Origin of the sequence: Klebsiella sp. P1954 (assembly GCF_018199955.1) — a bacterium.
Lineage (GTDB): Bacteria > Pseudomonadota > Gammaproteobacteria > Enterobacterales > Enterobacteriaceae > Klebsiella > Klebsiella pneumoniae.
The window spans coordinates 1,884,492-1,906,013 of record NZ_CP073373.1 but is presented as its reverse complement, the minus strand read 5'-3'; the positions used below and the strand labels follow the sequence as shown (position 1 = coordinate 1,906,013).

Here is a 21,522-nt window from a genome sequence, read left to right as displayed (position 1 = left end):
ACCCTCAGTATGAGACGTACACGTCTGTCAGCAGGTCTTCCGGAGCCGGGTAGGCAGCGGCCCGGGCCTTCAATACGGCATCGTTGACCAGGGCTTCTACTTCCTCGTCAATCGCCGTTAGTTCTTCCTGGGTGATTTGTCGCTTGACCTTAGCGGTAAAAATCTTTAGCGGATCATGTTGTTCACGCAGGCGTTGCACTTCACCTTCCGCGCGGTATAGCGCGGGATCGCCCTCAAAATGACCATGCCAGCGGAAGGCTTTGGCCTCAATGACGCTTGGGCCACCGCCTTCTCGCGCACGCTTGACCGCCTCTGAGGTTGCCTCATAAACGGCAAAGAAATCGGTGCCATCGACGGTCACTGCCGGCAGGCCGAAGCCAGCGGCGCGTCGGGCGATATCACGCCCGCCCACGGCGTAGTCGTGACCGGTCCCTTCGCCGTAACCGTTATTCTCGAAAATAAAGACGGCTGGAAGCTGGAGCACGACGGCCATATTGATGGCTTCAAAGACCAGGCCCTGATTAGAACCCCCATCGCCCGTAAAAGAGACACCGACGTTGCCGGTTTTTAGCGTCTTTGCCGTTAGCGCGGCGCCGATGGCCAGGGGAGGGGCTCCCCCAACGATAGCGTTCGCTCCCAGCATTCCTTTCGACAGATCGGCAATGTGCATCGACCCGCCCTTACCGCGACATAACCCGCTGTCCTTACCGAATATTTCGGCCATCATGCCGTGAATGTCGCAACCTTTAGCAATACAGTGGCCATGTCCACGGTGTGTTGAACCAATAAAATCTGCGCTCGTTAAATTTTCGCAGACCCCCACAGCGATGGCCTCCTCACCGGTGTAAAGGTGAATGAAGCCCGGAATATCACCGCTGGTATTTTCCTGATGCAACCGCTCTTCAAATGTTCTGATCTCCCGCATCTTGCGGTAAGCCTGCAATAACGCCTGTTTGCTGAGCATCGTTTAATTCTCCTCAATAAAGGTCACCCAGGCGGGGCCAACAGACAGGGCGGATAACCCTGGCCACACCCATGCAATGAATCTACGAGCGGTTAAAGGGAGTGCGAAGCCACCTTCATGGGGGGGGTAGGTGGGGGTTTTCATGCTTGAGGTCAAACTTTCTAAATTTTGTGTAGCAATAAAGTTTGGCTGCCCCATGTCATCCCGGGGGCTGGCGTACAATTGAAAAAAACAAAGCGAGTAGACACCACGGATGAAGCCATTGGATTTAGAAGGTCGCCAATCACCCTCACTGGTCTCCGGGCCATTGCGGCTGACGCGAGGCTTGCCGCTAATCCTGACCAAATTCGTCCCGCCTCGCTCCTCAATACAATTGCTGGAGCGCCCCCGGCTGCTTCAGCTTCTCAGTCCCGTTCAGCAGTGCCGGCTGGGCGTCGTCTGCGCCGGCGCTGGATTTGGCAAAACCACGCTGTTGGCGCAATGGCATCAGCAGATGGTCGCCCAGGGCGAACGTATTGCCTGGCTGAGCCTCGATGAGGATGATGATGACGTATGGCAGTTTATTCCTTATCTGCTGCAAGCATTGCGTCCACTCTATGCTGACTGGGACGCCGATTTCTGGCGTGACATGGAAGAGCAGAAGCTCTCCAGCTCCGAGCAACTGCTGGCCGGGCTCATTAACCAGCTACACTACTGCCCGCATGACGTGTACCTGATTATCGACGACTTCCACGTGATTAACGATCGTGGGGTCTATGAAGCGCTGGGGTATTTAATCAAGCATGCGCCTGCCGCCTTGCATCTGATCATTGGCAGCCGTTTCCACCCGAATCTTGCGCTGAGCCAGCTGCAGGCCCAGGACCAACTGGTGGAGATCTATGATCGAGACCTGCAATTCACGCTCGAAGAAACAAAACACTATTTTAGCCGCACGGTTGCGCTACCCCTCAGCAACCATCATGCACAGCGGCTACAGTCCGTGACAGAGGGCTGGATCGCGGGCATGAAGATCGCTTCATTGTCGGCAGAATTACAGAATGATCCCGAGCATCTGTTGCGTAATATGCATGGAGGAACACGATCCATTGCCCGCTATCTGAAAGAGGTGGTACTGGATCCGCTGCCGGAAGAGGTTCTCGATTTCCTGGTGAAAACGTCCTTCCTCAGTCGGTTAAATGCCGAACTATGCAATGCAGTGACTGGACGTGATGATAGTAAAGCGATGCTGGCATGGATTGAGCGACACAACCTTTTTTTGTCAGCCCTTGACGAACAAGGCTACTGGTTTCGCTACCATCCTCTGTTGCAGGAAAATCTTCGGACCATGCTGCAGCAGAACAACGATATTGACCGCAAACAGCTACATGAATTAGCCAGTCAGTGGTTCGTCGAACAGAAGCTGTGGTCAGAGGCGGTACGCCATGCGCTCAGCGCAGGCAAGCCGGTGCATAGCCCCGTGCAGGACGGCGCAAGCGCTCAGTCACTGGCGGAAGAAGGGGATATCGATACCCTGATTTCATGGATGCATCATTTACCGCCCAGCACCGATCCGTCGCGCATTGACCTGCAAATTAACCTGGCCTGGGCACTGGCGCATTATTTCCACTTTGATGAGTCGAGGCAGTTGCTTGATAACCTCGATCAGATGGTACTGCATCATCGCGATGATTTAACCCGCAGCACCTGGTGTAAATTGCGCGTTGTGCGGGCAATTTGCGAAGCCTTTGCGGAAAACATCCCGGAGAGTCTGGCTATAGTTCAGCCGTTGCTGGCCGAAGTGCCCTGCGGCGACACCTGGGTTGATGGTCTGATATGCAATATTCTCAGCTATTGCCATGTTGTTAACCAGCGCTATCACGACGCGCTGGAGGTTCAACAGCATATGCCCTCTCCGGAAAGTCCTTTAGATAATCTGTTTGTCTCGGTTTATCGCGCGTTTATCATTGCCCAGTGCCATCTTTGTCAGGGCGATCTGGGAAAAGCCGGGTGGTACGCAGAGAAAACGTTGCGCCAGGCTGAATGTTATACCGGTACCCAGTCGACCAGTGGCGCGACGCTGGCGCCGCTGCTGGCGGAGATAGCCTATGAATGTCAGAGGGGTGACTCGCCCGAGCATCTGTTAGCCGACCGGCTCGAATTCATCGACCGATTCAGTCCACCCGACGCGCTGAGTCGTAGCTATACCTATCTCGCGCGTCAGGCCTTAGATAACGATATGCCCTATGAGGCCGAGCGATTGCTGGAGCATGCGCAGCGTCTTGCTGTGTCTCGCGGCTGGCAACGGCTCCAGGCCATGTTGTTAGCCGAGCAGGTGAGGGTGCGACTGCAGTGCGGCAATTTCACCGGCGCAGAGCAACTGCAGCGACAGCTTGAACAAATGGCCGCCAGCTTCAGAATGGATGCCGAACATCCCTGCCAACGCGCCATCGTTATGTCTGCATCCCTTGGCCGCAGCCGGCTTCTTCTCGCCAGAGGCCAGGCACCGCAAGCCTGCGTTTTACTGGCTGAGATGGTCTCCGATCAGGAAAGCCGGAGGGACAGGTTAACCGCAGCGCGTCTGCGTACGCTCTGGTCATTGGCCTTGTGGAACAGTGGCAAAACTGCCGCTGCGCGCACGACATTTCAGCCAGTCGTGCAGCTGGCTGAACAACAGCATCTCACGGGCCTCTTTCTTGACGCTGGCGATACCTTGCAACCTTTGCTTATCGGTATGAATGAATCCTCTTCGGCTTGGACAGAGAAAAGGGGAGTGCAGGGATCCTGGGCAGACAAGCGCGGGCCTGTAGACGGAACACCGTTTAATAGTGGAAGCCCCGATATTCCTGGCGAGCTCAGCGAGCGTGAGTTTCAGATATTACAGCTGATTGCTGAAGGTCAGATGAACAAAGAAATCGCTCGCTCCCTCGCTATTTCTGCCGAGACGGTCAAATGGCATATCAAAAACATCTACGCGAAGCTTAAAGTGAATAGTCGCACTCAAGCGATGAGCAGGGCGCTGGAGATGAAATTACTGGATTAACGGTTTGAACAGGGCGGCCTAGGCGCAAAATATTATAAAGACGAGCCACTTTCTTAACGGGGTTATGAGCCACGGATAATCGAGGTACTAGTAAGTCCATGGGGAGCTATCTCTGAACGGTGATGGCAGTTTTGATGCCCTGGCTCAGCGATAAGCGCATTGAGTTTAAGGGCTTTGGCCGACATCAGGGAAAATGAATCCCAGAGAGGCTTTAAGGGAGTGTTTTCTTTAACATTTTGATTGAGGTGGTGCCGATAATAGGAGTCGAACCTACGACCTTCGTATTACGAATGCAGAGCTTGGTAATTTCATGATGTTGAATCGCCACGGGTTTAACAGACACCTCAGAGTCATTTAAGATGACTTAAAGAGAGGTGCCCATGAGCGGTAAGCGTTATCCTGAAGAGTTTAAAATTGAAGCAGTCAAACAAGTTGTTGATCGTGGTCATTCTGTTTCCAGTGTTGCAACACGTCTCGATATCACCACTCACAGTCTTTACGCCTGGATAAAGAAGTACGGTACGGATTCTTCCACTCATAATGAACAGTCAGATGCTCAGGCCGAGATCCGCCGTCTTCAGAAAGAGTTGAAGCGGATTACGGACGAACGAGCAGACGCCTGTCTTCTCGGAACTTAGGGAAAACTGGCTCGAGTTTCGCGCTTCCAGTATACCAATCGGTCCTCGAACGCTTATTGATTATATATGCATCTATAAAAGACACCTTGAGAAAAAGTTGGGGAAAGTTTGCGTTTGTGATTTACTCCGTGCATTTCTATCCTAGCATCAGAGCGACGTACCTCAGACAAGTGCGGAATGGGGGACGAAAAGGCCTAATCATCATTAAACATGACCCTAGATCATGCCAGTCTCTAGGGGCTCATTGACCACAACCTTGCATGCCTATCCAGCTTGCGCAGGAACTGTTGTTCATAAGGTAGTTCGCTGTGAAAACGCAACGACGGCCCCTTGCAAGTATGATTTTGGAATGCGGTTCGCAAAAAGATACCCGGAACAGGTACCATTACATACGACACAGCGTAAAGAAATTTGCTTTTGATCGATAAATAATAGGAAACTAACCGCCATTCCATAAAATCTGCTTGCTTGCATCGTTCATCCCCTGAACGGTCGGAGTGGTTTGCGGATCACGGCGCGGCGATGACTATCACAACTCATAAATTTTGATTGAAGGTAATCAAAATGTTGTCGATGGTAATCTGAATGCTGATTAATATATTCAAAGGGTAAAAATATGTCCTGGCTTAATTCCTTTTTAGTTACTCTTACATCTGTGGAGCCCCATAATGTGCCTTTCACCGTAATCAGCATCGTAAGCTTGGCCGTTGCTTGCTTTCTTTTCTTTTATTTATTCCGAGCTATTAAAATTGTTAACAGCCTGAAAAAATACACCCGTTCAATTACTAGCATTGAAAGCAGTTCCCCAGAGGAACAGCTTGCACATCTGCAAAATCTGTTTAAGCGCCCTGAGCTCAAACACGCGTGGAATGAGTTTGAAGAGTCGTTACATCCTCAACGCGAGCTAGAAGGTGGGGAAGAAAAAATTGTCCGCATTCGTGCCACGGCGCCAAGCTCTAGCTACTTCTCCGAACAACAGTTAGTCGATATCCCACTCAATACGGAATTCTTCAAGCACCTGCCCGGTATTCTGACCGGTGTGGGTATTATCGGTACATTTTACGGCCTGATGATTGGCCTCAACCACTTCGATCCCAGCACTCCAGAGCAGGTTACCAGCAGTGTCAATAATTTGCTGCACGATGTGTTGTATGCTTTCCTTGGCTCTGCCGTGGCTATTGCTGCCTCTATTTTCATCACCTGGCTGGAAAAACTATCCATCGCCAAGTGCTATAAGTATCTCGAAAAATTTACCGCCGCTATCGACAAGCTCTACGTTAGCGGCGTAGGTGAGGAATACCTCGCCTCGCTGGTGAAATCCAGCAACGAAAGCGCAACCCAGGCGCGTCATCTGAAAGAGAGCCTGGTTACCGATCTTCGTGACATGCTGCTTCATCTCGCCGAAAGCCAGAAAGTTGAAAATGAACGCCTCGCGAATACGTTAAGCAACACCTACCGTGAATCAGGCGCACAGTTTGCCGATCAGGTGAGCGGGGCAATTGAAAATAGCCTGAAGTCACCGCTGGATAAAATTGCGGGTGCGGTTCAGACTGCCAGCGGCGATCAAAGCGGCATGGTACAGAACATGCTGCAGGATGTGCTCACCGCATTTATGGCGAAGCTCGACACCACCTTTGGCCAACAGTTTACGAACCTTAATGAAATGATGGGGCAAACCGTAGGCGCCATCCAGACCATGCAGAGCGGCTTCTCCGCACTGTTGCAGGATATGCGTCAGGTCAGCGATGACTCCCGCCAGGGCAGCGCACAGTTGATGGAGCAGCTGTTATCCGAAATGAAATCGGGCCAGCAGGCAATGCAGGCTGGAATGAACGATATGCTCAGTAGCCTTCAGGCATCCGTCGCCAAAATCGGTGCTGAAGGGGAAGGCGCCGGTGAACGAATGGCACGTCAGTTGGAAAAAATGTTCGCTGACAGCGAGGCGCGAGAAAAAGCGCAGGCCGAGCACATGTCCGCATTTATTGAAGCTATTCAGAATTCAGTGCAACAGGGACAAAGTGCCACGATGGAAAAAATGGCGACCTCTGTTGAAGCGCTTGGTGAACAGTTAGGTAGCCTGTTTGGTCAGATCGATAAAGGCCAACAGCAGATTTCCGCAAACCAACAGGTAAATCAGCAATCACTGCATGAGCAGACACAGCGAGTAATGAGTGAAGTGGACGATCAAATCAAAAAGCTGATCGAGACCGTTGCCAACCAGCATCAGGGTACGACCGAAACACTGAACAAACTCGCAGAACAAACCAGCCGACAGATTCAGGATATGCAAAACGGCGCAGACAAAATGCGCGTTGCCGCCGAGCGATTTGAACATGCAGGAGATCGGGTATCAGAGGCCAACCACCTCACCGCAGATGTTCTGAACAAAGCACAATCAGCCGGTTCATCGCTTTCACTTGCCACTAGCGAACTCACGTCTGTGGTGGCGGATTACCGTAATAATCGGGAAGCCGTTAGCAAATCCATCGCCATGCTGGAGCTACTTGCTGCCAATACCCAGTCAGAACAAACCACTCGCAGCCAGTTCATCACCGATCTTAAGCAGCATGGTGAGCGCCTGCAAAGTTATAACCGTGAAGCGCAGACCTTTATGGAAAATGTTAGCGACGTGCTTGGCAAAGGGTTTGAAGACTTCTCAGAGGGCGTTTCACGTAGCCTGGATAAAACACTGGGCAAACTGGATGTCGAAATGGCAAAAGCCTCTAACTTGCTCGCTGGCTCTGTCGAACAGATCGGAGAAAGCGTCAGCGAACTTGATGATGTTCTGTCTCGCGTACGTGCCTGAGGGGGGATAGATGATGTTTGCGAATGCATTTGGCGTTAAAAAGCGCCATAGTGATGAAGCTGAAAAACCCTTCTGGATTTCTTACGCCGATCTAATGACCGCTATGATGGTGTTATTTTTGGTCGTCATGGTAGCGTCATTGAGTTCTGTGACCCAACGTATTCAGCGTGCAGAACAAGGTGAAAAAACGAGGGGACAGGATATCTCCAGATTATGTGAACGCTTGGAATTGCATGCTCGCAGCGTGAATAAAACGATTGTGGTTGATTGCCACGATAACCGCATCAGCTTCGGTGAAGCAGGCCGGTTCGACCACAACCGATTTTTCCTGAATGCCGAAGGGCAAAAAGCATTACAGGATGTAGTGCCGCTTGTACTTGAAGCCTCCGACAGCGAAGAAGGTAAAAAGTGGTTTAAGCAAATCGTCATTGAAGGTTTTACTGACACCGATGGCTCGTATCTTTACAACCTGCATCTATCCTTACAGCGTTCTGAATGGGTAATGTGTAGCTTGCTCGATAGCCGCAGCCCTCTGCAAAAGAGCATCTCCGCAGAACAACAAATCCAGATTCGTAAGCTTTTCCTTGCGGGTGGCGTCTCCTTTAACAACGCTAAAGAGAGCAAAGAAGCCAGCCGTCGCGTCGAGCTACGCATGCAGTTCTTTGGGCTCAAAGATAAACGCGATGGCACTGAAGAGGTGGATTTTCCGCCTGTTGTGAATAAAGAAGTTTGCCAGTTGGTAATGCCACAATGACGCCAGCACTAAGCTCTCTTGCACAACGTATTGCAGCGAAGCTGTCCTCCAGCCAGCAGAATGACAATTTCCTGCGTCATGATTTTCATGCTCTGACCTCTGCGGGTCTCGACATGGAAAAGCGATTTGATAAAGCCGAGAAAATCCCTGCGCCTCCACATGAGATGCGGCTGGCGGCGCTGCGTCGATTTCGTCTTGCAGAAGAATTGACCGAACGTGAGTGGCGAATGGTGTTTTATGGTCTTGTTGATACGGATCCACTCCACCCCAATCAGCCGATATTGCTGGAAGATGAGCAGCTTTTCCCTGAGGTGAACAGCGCTATCAAAAAGCGGATCGAAACCAAAACGCTGAAGCGCCGGGATTGGGCTGCACTCTGTGCCAGCTATTTTGCTTACAGGAACGAAACTCCGGAATCAAATCCGCATTGGTGCGTGCTGCGTGGCCACATCGCTCAGGGCTACCTGGTGGTGAAGTCCGCTATCCGCAGAGAAAAATCGTGGATGAAAACGATTGAGTTTTACCACGATATTTTTACACCTCAGGCAGGCGGCGTAATCTCCCAACAGTTACTCGCGGGCGAAAGCAACTCACTCTCCTCACTAGAAAAAATCGCGCAAATCCCTGACAGCAGCTGGCTATGGAAACGTATTTTCACGGTGCTACTGGCTCAGCTTGATACCCTGGACGATCCTCACTATCTGGACAAAATCATTTGGTTATTAGGGCTGGCAGCGCAGTGGGTACGTTTTCGCGATGACATCATGACGGCGACGCTAACCCGTTACTATCATTCAACCTATCGCGATCAGGCGCATTCCGCCCTGAAACAGGCTGCACTGGAATACTGGGATAACCCGCAACTCAAGAGTCAGCAGAATAAGTGGCATCAGTATGTATCCGAACCAGTGGCTGCGATGGTCCGGGGCTGGCTGGCAAAACAGGACTTGATGCACTTCTTTGAGCTGCTTCGCGGCAATGGTGATGTCGATCAGGCCAGGCTGCACTATTGGCTGCGTTTCGCCAATCAGATGGGGTTCACCCGTATCGTGATGGGGCAGGATGCCTGGACCGATCGTGACAGCGATTTTGTGAAATTCCGGGAGGAGAATCGTGGGAGGCTGAGCCATCTGCGCGGTGGCCGTAGTTTTGATAACGCGATGATCATGCAGATAAACGATTACATCTTCGTTGAATTTTCAGGAACGGGGAACGCGATGTACGCTTACCGCATCGGCGAGGCTCCGTTCAATCCCGAGTCTGGATCTCTGGAGATTAATGTGCACTTAAAAAGCCAGGGGCGCTGCATCCTGCGATTACCGCATGCTCCTCGGGCTTATGGATACAGCAACGTTCGCATCACCGGCTGGATGCTGAAATACGATGATGAACTGCACAAACTGGGCATTCGCTGGATGGCTGAAGAACCCATTAAGTTTGTTGATAAAAAAGAGTCCTCCCCCACTTCGCTCTCTGATGTCAAAATCATTAATCCGCTGCGGGATACGGCCATACAGCGCCTGCTGGAAAATATTTCCTGCATCGTCAGCGATAATCGGCAAAAAGGTGGCGTGTTGTCTGTACAGCTCAAAACACCGGATGACACAACGGAAAGAGAATTACTCAGACTCGGTTTCACCCCCGTGGCCAAAGAACCGCACCGTTACTGGATCAAATAATGCTAAAACGTCTGTTAAGTAAACTGACGGGAGACCGTCAGCAGATAGAACGCCACCTGAAGAATCAGTACCGGGCTGAAGAAAACGGGCTCAGCTTCCCTCAATCTTTGGTGGATGATCCCGAGCTTTGGGCGCTGGCATCCTGGCTTGAGCAACTGGCTGAAGAAGACTATCTAATATCACTCACAGACCGATGGTTGCTGAGCTGGGAGGCGTTGTATCACCTGCTGGAAGATGAAGAGCATGCCAGTAGCCTGCCTCTAATTGGCATACCTGAAGTATTGCCTTTACGTGCAAGCATGAGTTCACGAGGAGCGCTAAGCGATAAGGATTTCCGCGTCTGGATTGCTGAATGGACTACGCTTCCCTCACGTCAAACTATCCGTTTCAGCCGCACCGGGGCTATTTTTACTCATGAAAACCAGCAGCATCTGTTATCACGAGAAAACTGGGCGCTCTTGCAGGCAACCGAGCAGCTAAGCATCCAGCAAACTCAGGCCCCCGGCGAAACCACTAACCAGCTGGGATGGGCCACAATTCGCAAATGCGCGAAACAGGCCGCTGCAAAATTTGATGATTATTTAGAAAAAACGCATGTCATTAAACCCACTTCATTGTCGTTACGCCTCCGTAAGGCGACAGTTGCTGATACTGCCGTTATCGAGATTGAACCCCACTTTGAGGACCAACCTGCAAACTGGCTCGGCAGTTTTGATAAGAACGCTCAGGTTCATGATAGCTACCGTATTCCCGGGGAGAACGGTGAACTCAGCCATGTCATTATCCCACCCGAAGTGAAAGAAGTTCTGAATTCAATACACTCAATCCCAGGCCGTCGGGTGGCCGGTAGTGAGGCTCTTTCCTTTGTTCGCAACCCCTATACTTTCCTGGGTGAAGATGCCGCCAGTGTTATTGCCCCTGAAGAGCATGAGCAGGCGCTGTTTGATGCCCATATCTTCTTCCACCATTTCAGACTTCAACCCAGTGTAAATGATGAGAACAAGATAAACGATATTACGCTGGTACTTGAACCTGTCTCTCCCATACCGCAACCGGAAGTGACATTCCTTTTCTCTGCTCCATGGGAGTTGGATAAATTTGTTCAGGCCGTAGGGATAAGTGTTGCCGCACAAATGCCAGCAGGTTCCTGGCAGGGTTACGAGCTGGAACTGAGCCAATTCACGGAACAGCAATGGCATGACTGCCAGTCACTGCTGACGCGCTGGCAACAGGAAGTCGAAGGTAAAGAATTTAGCGATGTCCTGGATCTGGGCAAATATGGCGATCGCGTCATCGGCATCGGTGAGTTCGAAAAAATATCCTCTCCCTGGCTGACCAAGGCGCAAAGTGAAAACTGGCTCCCTGTTGGCATCGACTTCTCCGAATTTTCGGTAGAAACACTGGATGGCTGGCAACCCGATAATCTGCAGCATTTCGATGAACTGCAGGAGAGAATAACCTATGCCGAAGCGACTGGCGAAACGCATATCATCTCTCCCTGGAATGAGACTGAACTGCCACTGGATGCGGCGAAAACCTTCAGTAAGAACTGGGAAAAACAGCAAAATGCAGCACATGAATCAGAGAGCAATGTTGTTGAAAAAGCAGCCCGGGCAGTGCTCAAAATTGAACAGAATATTGAAGAAGCGGTTTACATTAAACAGCGCCGAAATTCACTCCTCAATGCACGCAATGCTGAACCTGAAATTCCACTGAGCCTGAAAGAGCACATCCGACTCAAAGACCACCAGCGTGAAGGTGTGGCCTGGCTTCAGCAGCTTTTCCTTCGTTCACCTCAGGAAACTGCAGGTTGCCTGCTCGCGGATGATATGGGGCTGGGGAAAACGCTGCAGATTCTGACCTTCCTGGTGTGGTTCATTGAAAAATTCCCTGACGAGCCACCAAGTCTCATCGTTGCCCCCGTCTCTCTTTTGGATAACTGGGAGCGTGAACTCGACAATTTCTTCTACACCTCTGGGATTTCGGTGATGAAATTGTATGGCGACACTATCAAAGCGGTGAAATACCCGAAACAGGCGATTCCTGCTCATCTCCAAAGTCAGGGGATTAAAAATTTGCTCAAACCCGGCTGGCAGGGTGAAGCGAAAATCATTCTGACAACCTACGAGACGCTTCGCGATCAGGAGTTCTCCCTGGCGCGCCAGCCATGGTCCATCATGGTCTGCGACGAGGCACAAAAAATAAAGAACCCGGCGGCATTAATCACTCATGCAGCCAATGCGATACAAGCAAGATTCAAAGTGGCATGTACCGGCACGCCTGTCGAAAACACGCTTGTAGACCTGTGGAGCCTCTTTGATTTCGCACAGCCTGGCCTGTTAGGTGCACTCAATGAATTTGGCAGACACTATGTTCGCCCGATAGAGAACGAAGCGGGTCGGGATACAGGGCAGCTTGAAAGCTTACGAGCGTTGATTGAACCACAAACATTACGCCGGACTAAAGAAGAAGTTGCGCGTGATTTACCGCAAAAAATCGAAGTCGTTAGTTGTAAGCAACTGCCGCTTTCTGGCCCTCAAAAGCAACTGTATCTTTCTTCGATAGCGAACTGGCAACAACAGCAGGCAATTAGTGAAGGAATGCAGCAGGCGGGGGCGGGGATGCTGGGGTTATTACATCGTCTTAAACTCATTTGTGCACACCCAGCAGTCGTTAACCCTGAGCCTCGATATAGGGAAGGGTCGCCAAAGCTAAACTGGATGTTGAAAACGCTAGATGAAATTAAGCACACCAGCAAAGACAAAGTAATCATCTTTACTGAGCTGCGCGATCTCCAGCGCGAGATACAGCATGCTATTCAACAGCGATTCGGTTTCCGTCCGGTGATCATCAACGGCGACACCAGTACTAAGAGTCATAGCCAGAATAGCCGCCAGCGATTGATTGATAATTTCCAGTCCCAATCCGGCTTTGGCGTGATTATTCTCTCCACCGTCGCAGTTGGATTTGGGGTTAACGTGCAGAAAGCAAACCACGTTATTCATTTCACCCGCTGTTGGAATCCGGCAAAAGAAGATCAGGCAACTGACCGCGCTTACCGTATCGGCCAGACAAAAGATGTATATGTGTATTATCCGACGGTAATGGACTCTGAAATCACGACGTTTGAAGAAACATTAGATGAACTCCTTCAGCGTCGCCGTGCATTGGCCAGAGATATGTTATGTTCTACACCTGAGCTGAGCAGTGCCGATTTTGAGAATATTTTAAAAGGGACATAAGCACTCAATTTTCGCACTACCAAAAAGAAGCTTAGATCCATTTCAAAGCCAATACCTGCTACTGACCACCTCAATAAGAGGTAGCGTTAATCTTGGGATAAAAAACCCGCTGCATCGGGTTTGAGGTTTACCAGTAATATTCCAAGGGCCGATTGTTCGGTACCATAGCAGGCTATCAGAATCTTCGCCAGTTACTACAGCATAAGCTAGGGCGCGATCATCAATGCGACGTCGGCGGGTCATATATAAGAAGCTGTTCCAAAGACGCGGATTTTTGCCGTGATTCACACGGGGCGCGTTGTCTCCATATCGAACGGTGTAGTGAATGTGTTTTATACGATAGTGAGTTGCGTACTGCACGCGCCAGTGCGGCAATGGTTTACCGCGGCGATTACGGTCTTTATGGGTATTAAATGTAGACATAAGTAAGCTCCAAATAAGGTACATTACAAATGTTCTACGGTGAAATCATGGTGCATTTATCCTCCTGCCAATCAGCATATCGCAAGTGGTAGTTAATCTCTTGCCAACTCATACCGTGGCGCTCACCCTGATTTCCAAACATAGGGCATGAGCAAGATGTTTGGGGCGTGCAATGATTCCGGCCATGCGTGGCGACACTCTGGAGAAAACACGAAAATACTGGCGACGCTTCTGCTTCATGTGGCGCCCATGATGGCGGCATTCCGCTTGTGTACGTGACATTTTGAAACTCCATCATGCAGGGGCTCGTTGCCCTTACTTATGAGTTCCGAATGGGTAATCGGGCGAAAATTTATCACATTCGTTCTTATCTCTAGGCAAGCATGCCACCAGCCTTAGCTAGCCGTTGTGATCCGATGGCTGAAAACGTAGCAGAGGCGGATTGATGGGGGTTCTGGGAGCGGATTAGAGATGCTGGCAACGTCATCGGTTTCAAGTCGTTGGCGGAACGATGCGACTATTCACACTTTGTACGCGTTTGAGCCAGGAAACGACACGCCGCTATGAGTTAACAATCCCAATTGCCATTATTAACCACAGCGGCAACTGCTACTAAAAATTCACTCAGTAAAAGATCCTATTTCAGGCGGTAGAAAGCTGTGCGTATCAATGGATTTAACAGGATTTTGAAGTGATGGTGCCGATAATAGGAGTCGAACCTACGACCTTCGCATTACGAATGCGAAAAAACAATCATTTATTTTTATTCATTAACGTTGATTAAAATATAAAAATACAATAATAACAATGAATTAAATAAAATCAAAGATGTATTTGCATGGATAACCATTGACCTTAATACCCGTCAAATGCTTACATATAGCTTACATGAAAGTTCGTGTAATCGAGTGAAAATTAATGTCTAACTCTAATCGCATCAAACTCACAACCAGTGTTATCGACAAAGCCAAAGCTGACGCCAACAAAGTACAAACCTTCTACTGGGACAGTGAGGTGCCAGGTCTAGGTTTACGAATTACTGCAACAGGAGATAAGGCATTCATATTCCAAAGCAGGGTCCATGGTAAGTCATTGCGAATAACTATCGGCAGTGTAAAAGTGTGGCGTCTGGATGGCCCCGCAGATAGCTCAGAGAATAATGCCCGTAAGGAAGCTCGTCGCTTACAAGCTCTGTGCGATACAGGTATAGATCCACGAGAAGCCAAAGAGGAACGTCGCAAAGCGGCAGAAGAAAAGTTCATGCAGGCTGAACGAGAAACTACTACGCTTCAGGTTGCATGGTCGGCTTACATAGAACACCTGAAAACTACTCGCAGCCCAAAAACGGGCAAACTACGTTCACCTCGCTATATCACCGACCATTTCAATCTCTCTACCCCTGGTGGAAAATCAAAGACCCGAGGTAAGGGTAAAACAGTTGCAGGCCCCCTAGCCTCTTTAATGCCCTTGCGTCTCAAAGAACTAAATGCGGCTAAACTCGCCGAGTGGCTACAACATGAAAGTAATGAACGTCCTAGTGTTGCAGCCCATGCTTATCGGTTGCTGCGTGCTTTTTTATCTTGGCTTGAACAAAGCCCATGGTCTGGGTTGGCGGACAAGAACGTATGCCTGTCCCATGAAGTAAAAGAGCACTTAGCTCGTGCTGAAACTAAAGATGATTGCTTGCAACGAGAACAGCTAGCCAACTGGTTCGCTGCAGTGCAGCAACTAAGCAACCGGACAATTTCCAACTACCTACAAATCCTACTGCTGACTGGCGCTCGCCGAGAAGAACTGGCGAACCTAAAATGGAATGACATTGATTTTAAATGGCACAGTATGACTATCAGGGACAAAATTGAGGGAGAAAGGGTTATACCGCTGACGCCATATGTTTCAATGTTGGCTCACAGTTTACCACGTCAAAAGTTGAACGATGGCATAACAGATAACCCCTACGTTTTCGCCAGTGCCCGCAGCACTGATGGGCGTATCAAAGAACCTCGCCTTGCACATAATCGGGCATTGGAAAATGCAGGCTTACCACACATCAGCCTGCATGGATTAAGAAGATCTTTCGGGACTCTTTCCGAATGGATTGAAGTACCTGTAGGGATTGTTGCTCAAATCATGGGCCACAAACCCAGCGCGTTAGCTGAAAAGCACTACCGTCGCAGACCAATAGATTTATTGCGCAAATGGCATACTAAGATTGAAGAGTGGGTGCTTGAACAGGCCGGGATACTTTTTGTCACACCTGAAAAAGAAAAAACACATATCCGTTTGGTTGAAAACTCACAAGCGAGAATTGAAAAATGAAAGTTCGATTTATCGATATTATGATGATCTTTGATATAGAGCCTTGTGATTGTAACGATTGGCCTGCACCAGGAATGACCTTAAAGGAAGATGGTATATGGGTAACGCCTCCTTCAGAAATAAACAAAGAGATAAGAGATTCGTTAACAAAAGAGGAGCTTCATATTTTAATTAATCATCCAACAGGAGATTACACAAAACCGGCCATTACTATCCCATGCGAAAGAGATGATTTAGTTGATTTTCTTGTTGATATTGAATTTTTCGGATTTGGATTAATCACGAAGATAGAAAAAGAATCTGAAGATATCGAGAGACTCGAAATTAACGAAAGCGGCAATAGAAAAAGAGCAAAAGAAATGTATGTGGAGCATTATAAAAAGGAAATGGAAAAGCTTCGGGAATCGACTGTAATTGAATTAAAAAAACAGATAAATGACTATTTCCCCTCTGCGAGTAAAAATGGAGAAGATAAAAAAACCAGCATGGATCAACGTCACGAAATACTTATTCTTAAAGCCATTAGAGATTTAGGATATGAACCATTGGAGATCTACCAAGAAAACGGCAAGCAGGGAATCAAAAAGGATGTATGGAACAAACTATCCAATGAGTTCAGCCGCAAGGAAATTTTTGAATATCGATGGAAAAAAATGAGAGGCAAAGGGAAAATCAAAAATAAACAATAATATTATTGAATATTTGTATTAGCTCAGATTTGAGCTGGTTGAGCTATGCTTTATAACACTATTAAACCAATCAATCGATACGAACGAAAATCTGATAATGAAATAAAAAAACCAAACAGCATCTAAGTGGCTTTGTTGAATAAATCGAACTTTTGCTGAGTTGAAGGTTCAGATCACACATTCCCTGACAACCCTGGTAGTTCCGTGGCAAAGCAGAAGTTCCGAATCAAAAACTGGCGCACTTACAACAAAGCACTTATCAATCGCGGCTCCCTCGCTTCCTGGCTAGATGGTTAGGCTGTTCAGGCATGGTATGAGTCTGCAACGCCTTCAGCACGCGGAGGACCTCAGCGCTATTCTGACCTTGCCATTACTACCGTTCTGGTGATTAAACGCGTATTCCGGCTGACCTTGCGGACTGCTCAGGGGTTCATTGATTCCATTTTCTCCCTGACGGGCATTCCGCTGCACTATCCGGATTGATGGTTGCTGTCCCCGCAGGAAGAGGTGTTTCATAACTATGTCCTGACCGGCGGCAAACTCCATGCTGATGATACCCCCGTCCCGTTGCTGCTGCAGGGTAATAAGAAGACGAAGACTGTGCGGTTGTGGACGTACGTTCGTGATGATCGCAACGCCGGCTCAGCAATTGCGCCAGCGGTGTGGTTCGCTTAAAGCCCGGACAGAAAAGGCCTCCACCCGCAGACCCATCTTGCTGGCTTCAGCGGCGTGCTGTAGGCGGACGCGTACGCTGGGTTCAGCGAGCTGTACCTCAATGGAAAAATAATGGAAGCAGCCTGCTGGGCTCACGCCCGCCGCAAGATCCACGACGTACAGGTCCGCACTCCGTCAGTCCTGACGGAGGAAGCCCTGAAACGTATCGGCGAGCTGTATACCGTTGAGGCGGAAATAAGGGGAATGCAGACAGAACAGCGCCTTGCTGAACGTCAGCAAAAAGCTAAACCACAGCTGAAAGCCCTGGAAAGCTGTCTGCGTGAAAAGATGAAAACGCCCTCAAGGCACTCAGAGCTGGAGAAGGCGTTCGCGTACGCCCTGTACCAGTGGCCGGCACTGACGTACTATGCAGAGGGTGGCTGGGCTGAAGCATATAACAACATCTCTGAAAATGCCCTGCGGACGGTCAGTCTGGGTCGCAAGAACTTCCTGTTCTTCGGCTCCGACCACGGTGAGCACGGAGCGCTGTTGTACAGCCTGATCGGTACGTGCAAATTGAACGGCGTGGATCCAGAGAGGTACCTCCGTCATGTCCTCAACGTCATAGCTGACTGGCCAGTCAATCTGTCCACGAGCTGTTACCATGGCGAGTAAGCCTGCCAGCTGAATAAAACATCTCCGTCAATGAGGTTCTCGCTGTAAGCTTACGGTTAAGCTGGCGGAGCTGAACGCGAAACTGGCAGTGGAAAGCGGAGGTAACGCTGAACGCGGAGCGGGAAAAGCAGGCCGCATAGTGAACCTCAGGTGTGACAACTTCGTTGACACTTACCGACTATCACTAACTTAAGTGATAACAATAGGCTGGAGATTCAGGGGGCCAGTTTACTTCCAGCCAGCGCCACATATCTATATCCACTTTTTACTCAGCACTACAAAGGAGACCCTATGACGAGTCCAATGTGCGCGTTGCTTTCAGACTCTAGGCTATATGACTTGTTCGGAGATGATCAAAATCTCACTGTAAGCCAAATCTGGCTATTGGAGATCGAGTGGGAAGATTCAAGTGAACTACGTTTTCTGTATGGTCGGTCACTATCAGGAAACTACCAATCAAACAGTTGGAGCGGGAGCGTTAGTTCCAAAATGCCACTTACTGAGAATTGCTCAGTCAGAACTCACGCCTTGACACTTCATACCTCTACCGAGAGACTGAGGACTTTCCTTGAGCACTTCATCTGCGGAGAGACGTTTCAGAAATCTTGCCAATTCTCCGGGCTGCATATCAGCGACAAATTGGCTAAGGCGATAGGAACAAGTACATTTTGTGTGAATCCTATCACTCGCCCTGTAATGCATTTGCCGACACGCGATTATTATAGATTTCAAACTAATCGGCTAAGCCCGACCAGCTATTCCAGTGTTGACAGCGGCGCAATTTCTCCAAGAGAAAAATCAAAATTATTCAGTGTGTTGGAAGGATATGACATGAAGATTGCCAAATTTGCATGCCAAGTATTGGATGCAGATACTGGCTTAGACTTCTCCACAATTGACTCTTGGCGAATTGGAGACTTTGAGTTCATCTGTGCTCCTGGGCTCAATGCTTCAGAGCGCAGCAAGTATGACGTATCTTTGAAGGGGCAGCAGTCATCTCTGACGCTATTCGAACCACTAACCCGGGAACCTTCCGATCTGTTGGTTATTGTCAAGGCGTACAGTGATGGTGGCCTTCAGTCCTCTTATATCGCCAACCTCAGCAAGAATGCTTCATACCCTCTCCATCACACATTTGAACTCAAAGTGTTTCAGGACCAAGCTAGCACAGCTTATACAATGGAGGTTTATGCGCTTGGAATAAATGGTGAGCAATCATTCCTCCTGCTTCAAACCGGCGCAGAATTTGTGCGCGAAATGAATCTCAACATGCAGTTAGTCGAACCCATTAGGGCAAACTACCAATTCGAATGGTTGGCAAAAAAAGTACCGAAAAGGGAAAGGGCCAGACTGGAGACAGCAGGACAGATTGGGCGTGCTATTAGTCGTCCGTCTCGGTCACAAATGGGCGGGTATGCGGATGATCCATGGGTTCCACTCAACTGGCTCATCCAGAACAGAGTCAAACAGTTATGCCCCAAGAAATCCGACGGACGGTTCTTTCCTACTCTCAACGACAGCAGCGGTATGAGCCGTCTCGAGTTGATAGACTGGCTCAAAGGCATTTTCGAACGGCACCACGACGCGAAAATTGCTTGGATCGACCCATTTATGGAGGATGTAGGGATTGAGCTTCTCAACCGACTGGGCACTGCTACTGCTGATTACCTTGTCATCACGACGGAAAAAATGTCGAATGATGACAGCATAAAAGAGGCCGATGAGCCCAACCGTGTTGAAAATCTTCTAGCGAGATGTTCAGGTTGGAATAATGGCTACTTTGGAAGTGTTTGCCTCAAAATACTCTCAGTACCAGATAAAAAACTCCACGACCGCATGATCCTCATTCGCTCAGCCAATGGTCAGCCGTTAGCTGGGTACCATCTTTCCAATTCAGTTCAGAGGGCCAGCGAGAAACATCCTCTATTGGTAACCCCTATTCCTCTGGACGTGATTCCGCAAGTATTTGAGTACGTTGATCAGATTATCCAAAGTACACTCTATGGAGAGGGTAATCCCCACCTTCCTGCAAGAATAATTTTCAATTCTGCCGATATTAGCCCATGTGAGGAGGAGAAGCCTAAAGGACTAAATCACAATTCCTCATTTGCTGAGCTACCATGCGCTGGTAGCGTGCTAGCTTGGTGGCTTGATGATGAGCAGCTTTCAAACTTGTCAGGAGCTGTACTCATGGAGCAGATGAGTGCTAAAGGATATATTAAGGATGGGAAACTTGACGGAGATCGCTTTGACGCTCTTCCCGCCAAATTCTGGACTGAAGGGTTGCCAATAGCAGATTTCCACTCAGCTTGGGATGCCCTTGGTTATGTCATAGCCAACTCCCCGGCTAGTCGCTATGCAGGTAGCCTCTACAACAAGGAGCAATCAGTATTATCCGAACTTGTGAAGGTTGCACTGTTGGAGCACATCTCTCCCTCCAGAGCAAAAGCACTGCAACCACGTCTCACAAAAAAACAACTTGACATTGAACACTACTGTTCACAGGGACTTACAGCACTACTGCTTTCAAAAAATGATCCGTTCAGTACATTCACATATTCACCCGTAGATACCTCATGGAGCGATTACTACTCCATACAACTCCTATGGTCGCAAGCTCCAAAGCAGTTGGTATCTTGGTTAAACACAATATTCTCTGAACCAATCAAGTCTCCTCGTACTCACGCGCTTGTGGTTGAAGCCCTTAAGCATATTTGTTTGTGCGTCAGCTTTGACAAGCATCATGAGCAAATTGATGCGCTTTTGCAGAGCAATGTGAGTGTAATAATCTGGATAGGGCTTCATGCTCTTGAAAACGCCCTTAACAGGGGAGTCTGGGGAATTGAAGCCCTTTCAAAAATCGACCATATCGAATCAGCCACTGTTCGACGTATCATTTTGTGCTGGCTGATCAACGAAGCCAACTACCTTAATTCGGAGATTAAACCACAACTCATCGCTTGTTTAATCCAATCGTTAAAGGCTCCTCTCGCGGACGATGAGCTCAAGGATATTCTTCAACCTGTTCGGGGACGCCTCGGCAGGCTACACCATTTCACGCCCTGGATTCTTGAATCCATGCTCGTACCCATGCTGGAAAAAAGAACAATCGATATCACTCAAGTTGCCCATCAGTGGTTGACAGAGCTGACTACCCAATGGCGTACAGCACTCAAGAATGAGAGTCTCTATTTTACTCTAGATGCGGACGGTGCATTCACCGATGAGCTGGCTATTGCGACCAAATACCTAGTCTCAGCAGATCGAGTGGAGATTGTCAGAGAACTTAGGAATGTCTTTGATGCACTGGCTCGGACCATCAGGCGGCCGATGAGCGCGCAGATAAGCTGTAAATCCTACAACAATGCGCACCAAGTAAACCTCTGGCTCTATGCGCTCGCTCGTAGGATTAAAACATTGGTGCCTGATGAGTTACCACTGTTGAATGAACTTCTGCTTGAAAGCGAAGAAATTATTGAACGAATCAGCCCCTCAACTTGGCGCTGGAGTTCAAGCAAAGACCTGCTCACTTATGTAAATGGCGATCCCGAACAGATTGGGTCACATGGTCTTCATCAAATTATTCAGAGAGCAATCGAGCCACGGTGATCTAGGGCGAAAATAAGGGACCTTCGTAATCCATCGCAGTTACAAACAGGT

At 49.1% G+C, this 21,522-nt stretch carries 9 protein-coding genes, 1 tRNA gene and 3 pseudogenes; 11 read left to right on the top strand and 2 right to left on the bottom strand.

The annotated features are described in order from the left end of the window. Positions 1 to 4 precede the first annotated feature (4 nt). Positions 5 to 964 (bottom strand): thiamine pyrophosphate-dependent dehydrogenase E1 component subunit alpha, encoded by a 960-nt coding sequence (locus KB890_RS09275; RefSeq protein WP_004178694.1) that lies wholly within the window; start codon positions 962 to 964, stop codon positions 5 to 7. 253 nt (positions 965 to 1,217) lie between these two features. Between KB890_RS09275 and KB890_RS09270 the strand changes: the two genes are divergently transcribed. The 6 genes and pseudogenes from KB890_RS09270 to zorD all read left to right on the top strand — a co-directional run bounded on the left by KB890_RS09270 (position 1,218) and on the right by zorD (position 13,102). After that, positions 1,218 to 3,983, top strand: a complete 2,766-nt coding sequence (locus tag KB890_RS09270; RefSeq protein ID WP_004195965.1) for a LuxR C-terminal-related transcriptional regulator — start codon at positions 1,218 to 1,220, stop codon at positions 3,981 to 3,983. A gap of 380 nt (positions 3,984 to 4,363) precedes the next feature. Continuing rightward, positions 4,364 to 4,594 (top strand): annotated as a pseudogene (locus KB890_RS09265) (transposase); the annotation flags it as partial. A gap of 643 nt (positions 4,595 to 5,237) precedes the next feature. After that, positions 5,238 to 7,427 carry a type I Zorya anti-phage system protein ZorA1 gene (gene zorA1 / locus KB890_RS09260; RefSeq protein WP_004178700.1) on the top strand — a complete coding sequence of 730 codons (2,190 nt, stop codon included), beginning with the start codon at positions 5,238 to 5,240 and terminating at the stop codon, positions 7,425 to 7,427. 13 nt (positions 7,428 to 7,440) lie between these two features. Then, positions 7,441 to 8,181, top strand: a complete 741-nt coding sequence (zorB1, locus tag KB890_RS09255; RefSeq protein ID WP_004195968.1) for a type I Zorya anti-phage system protein ZorB1 — start codon at positions 7,441 to 7,443, stop codon at positions 8,179 to 8,181. After that, complete coding sequence (zorC, locus tag KB890_RS09250) at positions 8,178 to 9,860, top strand: type I Zorya anti-phage system protein ZorC (RefSeq protein ID WP_004178703.1); 1,683 nt, start codon at positions 8,178 to 8,180, stop codon at positions 9,858 to 9,860. The genes zorB1 and zorC overlap by 4 nt, the downstream gene beginning before the upstream one ends. Then, complete coding sequence (zorD, locus tag KB890_RS09245) at positions 9,860 to 13,102, top strand: type I Zorya anti-phage system protein ZorD (protein WP_094965576.1); 3,243 nt, start codon at positions 9,860 to 9,862, stop codon at positions 13,100 to 13,102. Before zorC ends, zorD begins: the two co-directional genes overlap by 1 nt. Before the next feature lie 1,118 nt (positions 13,103 to 14,220). On the opposite strand, the gene KB890_RS09240 is transcribed toward zorD, so the two are convergent. After that, positions 14,221 to 14,292, bottom strand: a tRNA-Thr gene (locus KB890_RS09240). Between the two features lie 151 nt (positions 14,293 to 14,443). Here KB890_RS09240 and KB890_RS09235 point away from each other — a divergent pair. The 5 genes and pseudogenes from KB890_RS09235 to KB890_RS09215 all read left to right on the top strand — a co-directional run bounded on the left by KB890_RS09235 (position 14,444) and on the right by KB890_RS09215 (position 21,471). Next, the gene (locus KB890_RS09235) at positions 14,444 to 15,844 is read left to right on the top strand and encodes a tyrosine-type recombinase/integrase (protein ID WP_020323778.1); all 1,401 of its coding nucleotides are present in this window, start codon (positions 14,444 to 14,446) and stop codon (positions 15,842 to 15,844) included. After that, positions 15,841 to 16,533 carry a hypothetical protein gene (locus KB890_RS09230; RefSeq protein WP_020323782.1) on the top strand — a complete coding sequence of 231 codons (693 nt, stop codon included), beginning with the start codon at positions 15,841 to 15,843 and terminating at the stop codon, positions 16,531 to 16,533. Before KB890_RS09235 ends, KB890_RS09230 begins: the two co-directional genes overlap by 4 nt. 160 nt (positions 16,534 to 16,693) lie before the next feature. Continuing rightward, a pseudogene (locus tag KB890_RS09225) lies at positions 16,694 to 17,013 on the top strand (transposase); the annotation flags it as partial. A gap of 6 nt (positions 17,014 to 17,019) precedes the next feature. After that, positions 17,020 to 17,879: pseudogene (gene tnpC / locus KB890_RS09220) on the top strand (IS66 family transposase); the annotation flags it as partial. 274 nt (positions 17,880 to 18,153) lie between these two features. Further along, the gene (locus KB890_RS09215; RefSeq protein WP_020323936.1) at positions 18,154 to 21,471 is read left to right on the top strand and encodes a VPA1262 family protein; all 3,318 of its coding nucleotides are present in this window, start codon (positions 18,154 to 18,156) and stop codon (positions 21,469 to 21,471) included. The last annotated feature ends 51 nt before the right edge of the window (positions 21,472 to 21,522 follow it).

Excerpts from the sequence above, each read along its gene's own strand:
- KB890_RS09275 (WP_004178694.1), bottom strand. The coding sequence starts at position 964 with ATGCTCAGCAAACAGGCGTTATTGCAGGCTTACCGCAAGATGCGGGAG.
- KB890_RS09270 (WP_004195965.1), top strand. The coding sequence starts at position 1,218 with ATGAAGCCATTGGATTTAGAAGGTCGCCAATCACCCTCACTGGTCTCC.
- zorA1 (WP_004178700.1), top strand. The coding sequence starts at position 5,238 with ATGTCCTGGCTTAATTCCTTTTTAGTTACTCTTACATCTGTGGAGCCC.
- zorB1 (WP_004195968.1), top strand. The coding sequence starts at position 7,441 with ATGTTTGCGAATGCATTTGGCGTTAAAAAGCGCCATAGTGATGAAGCT.
- zorC (WP_004178703.1), top strand. The coding sequence starts at position 8,178 with ATGACGCCAGCACTAAGCTCTCTTGCACAACGTATTGCAGCGAAGCTG.
- zorD (WP_094965576.1), top strand. The coding sequence starts at position 9,860 with ATGCTAAAACGTCTGTTAAGTAAACTGACGGGAGACCGTCAGCAGATA.
- KB890_RS09235 (WP_020323778.1), top strand. The coding sequence starts at position 14,444 with ATGTCTAACTCTAATCGCATCAAACTCACAACCAGTGTTATCGACAAA.
- KB890_RS09230 (WP_020323782.1), top strand. The coding sequence starts at position 15,841 with ATGAAAGTTCGATTTATCGATATTATGATGATCTTTGATATAGAGCCT.
- KB890_RS09215 (WP_020323936.1), top strand. The coding sequence starts at position 18,154 with ATGACGAGTCCAATGTGCGCGTTGCTTTCAGACTCTAGGCTATATGAC.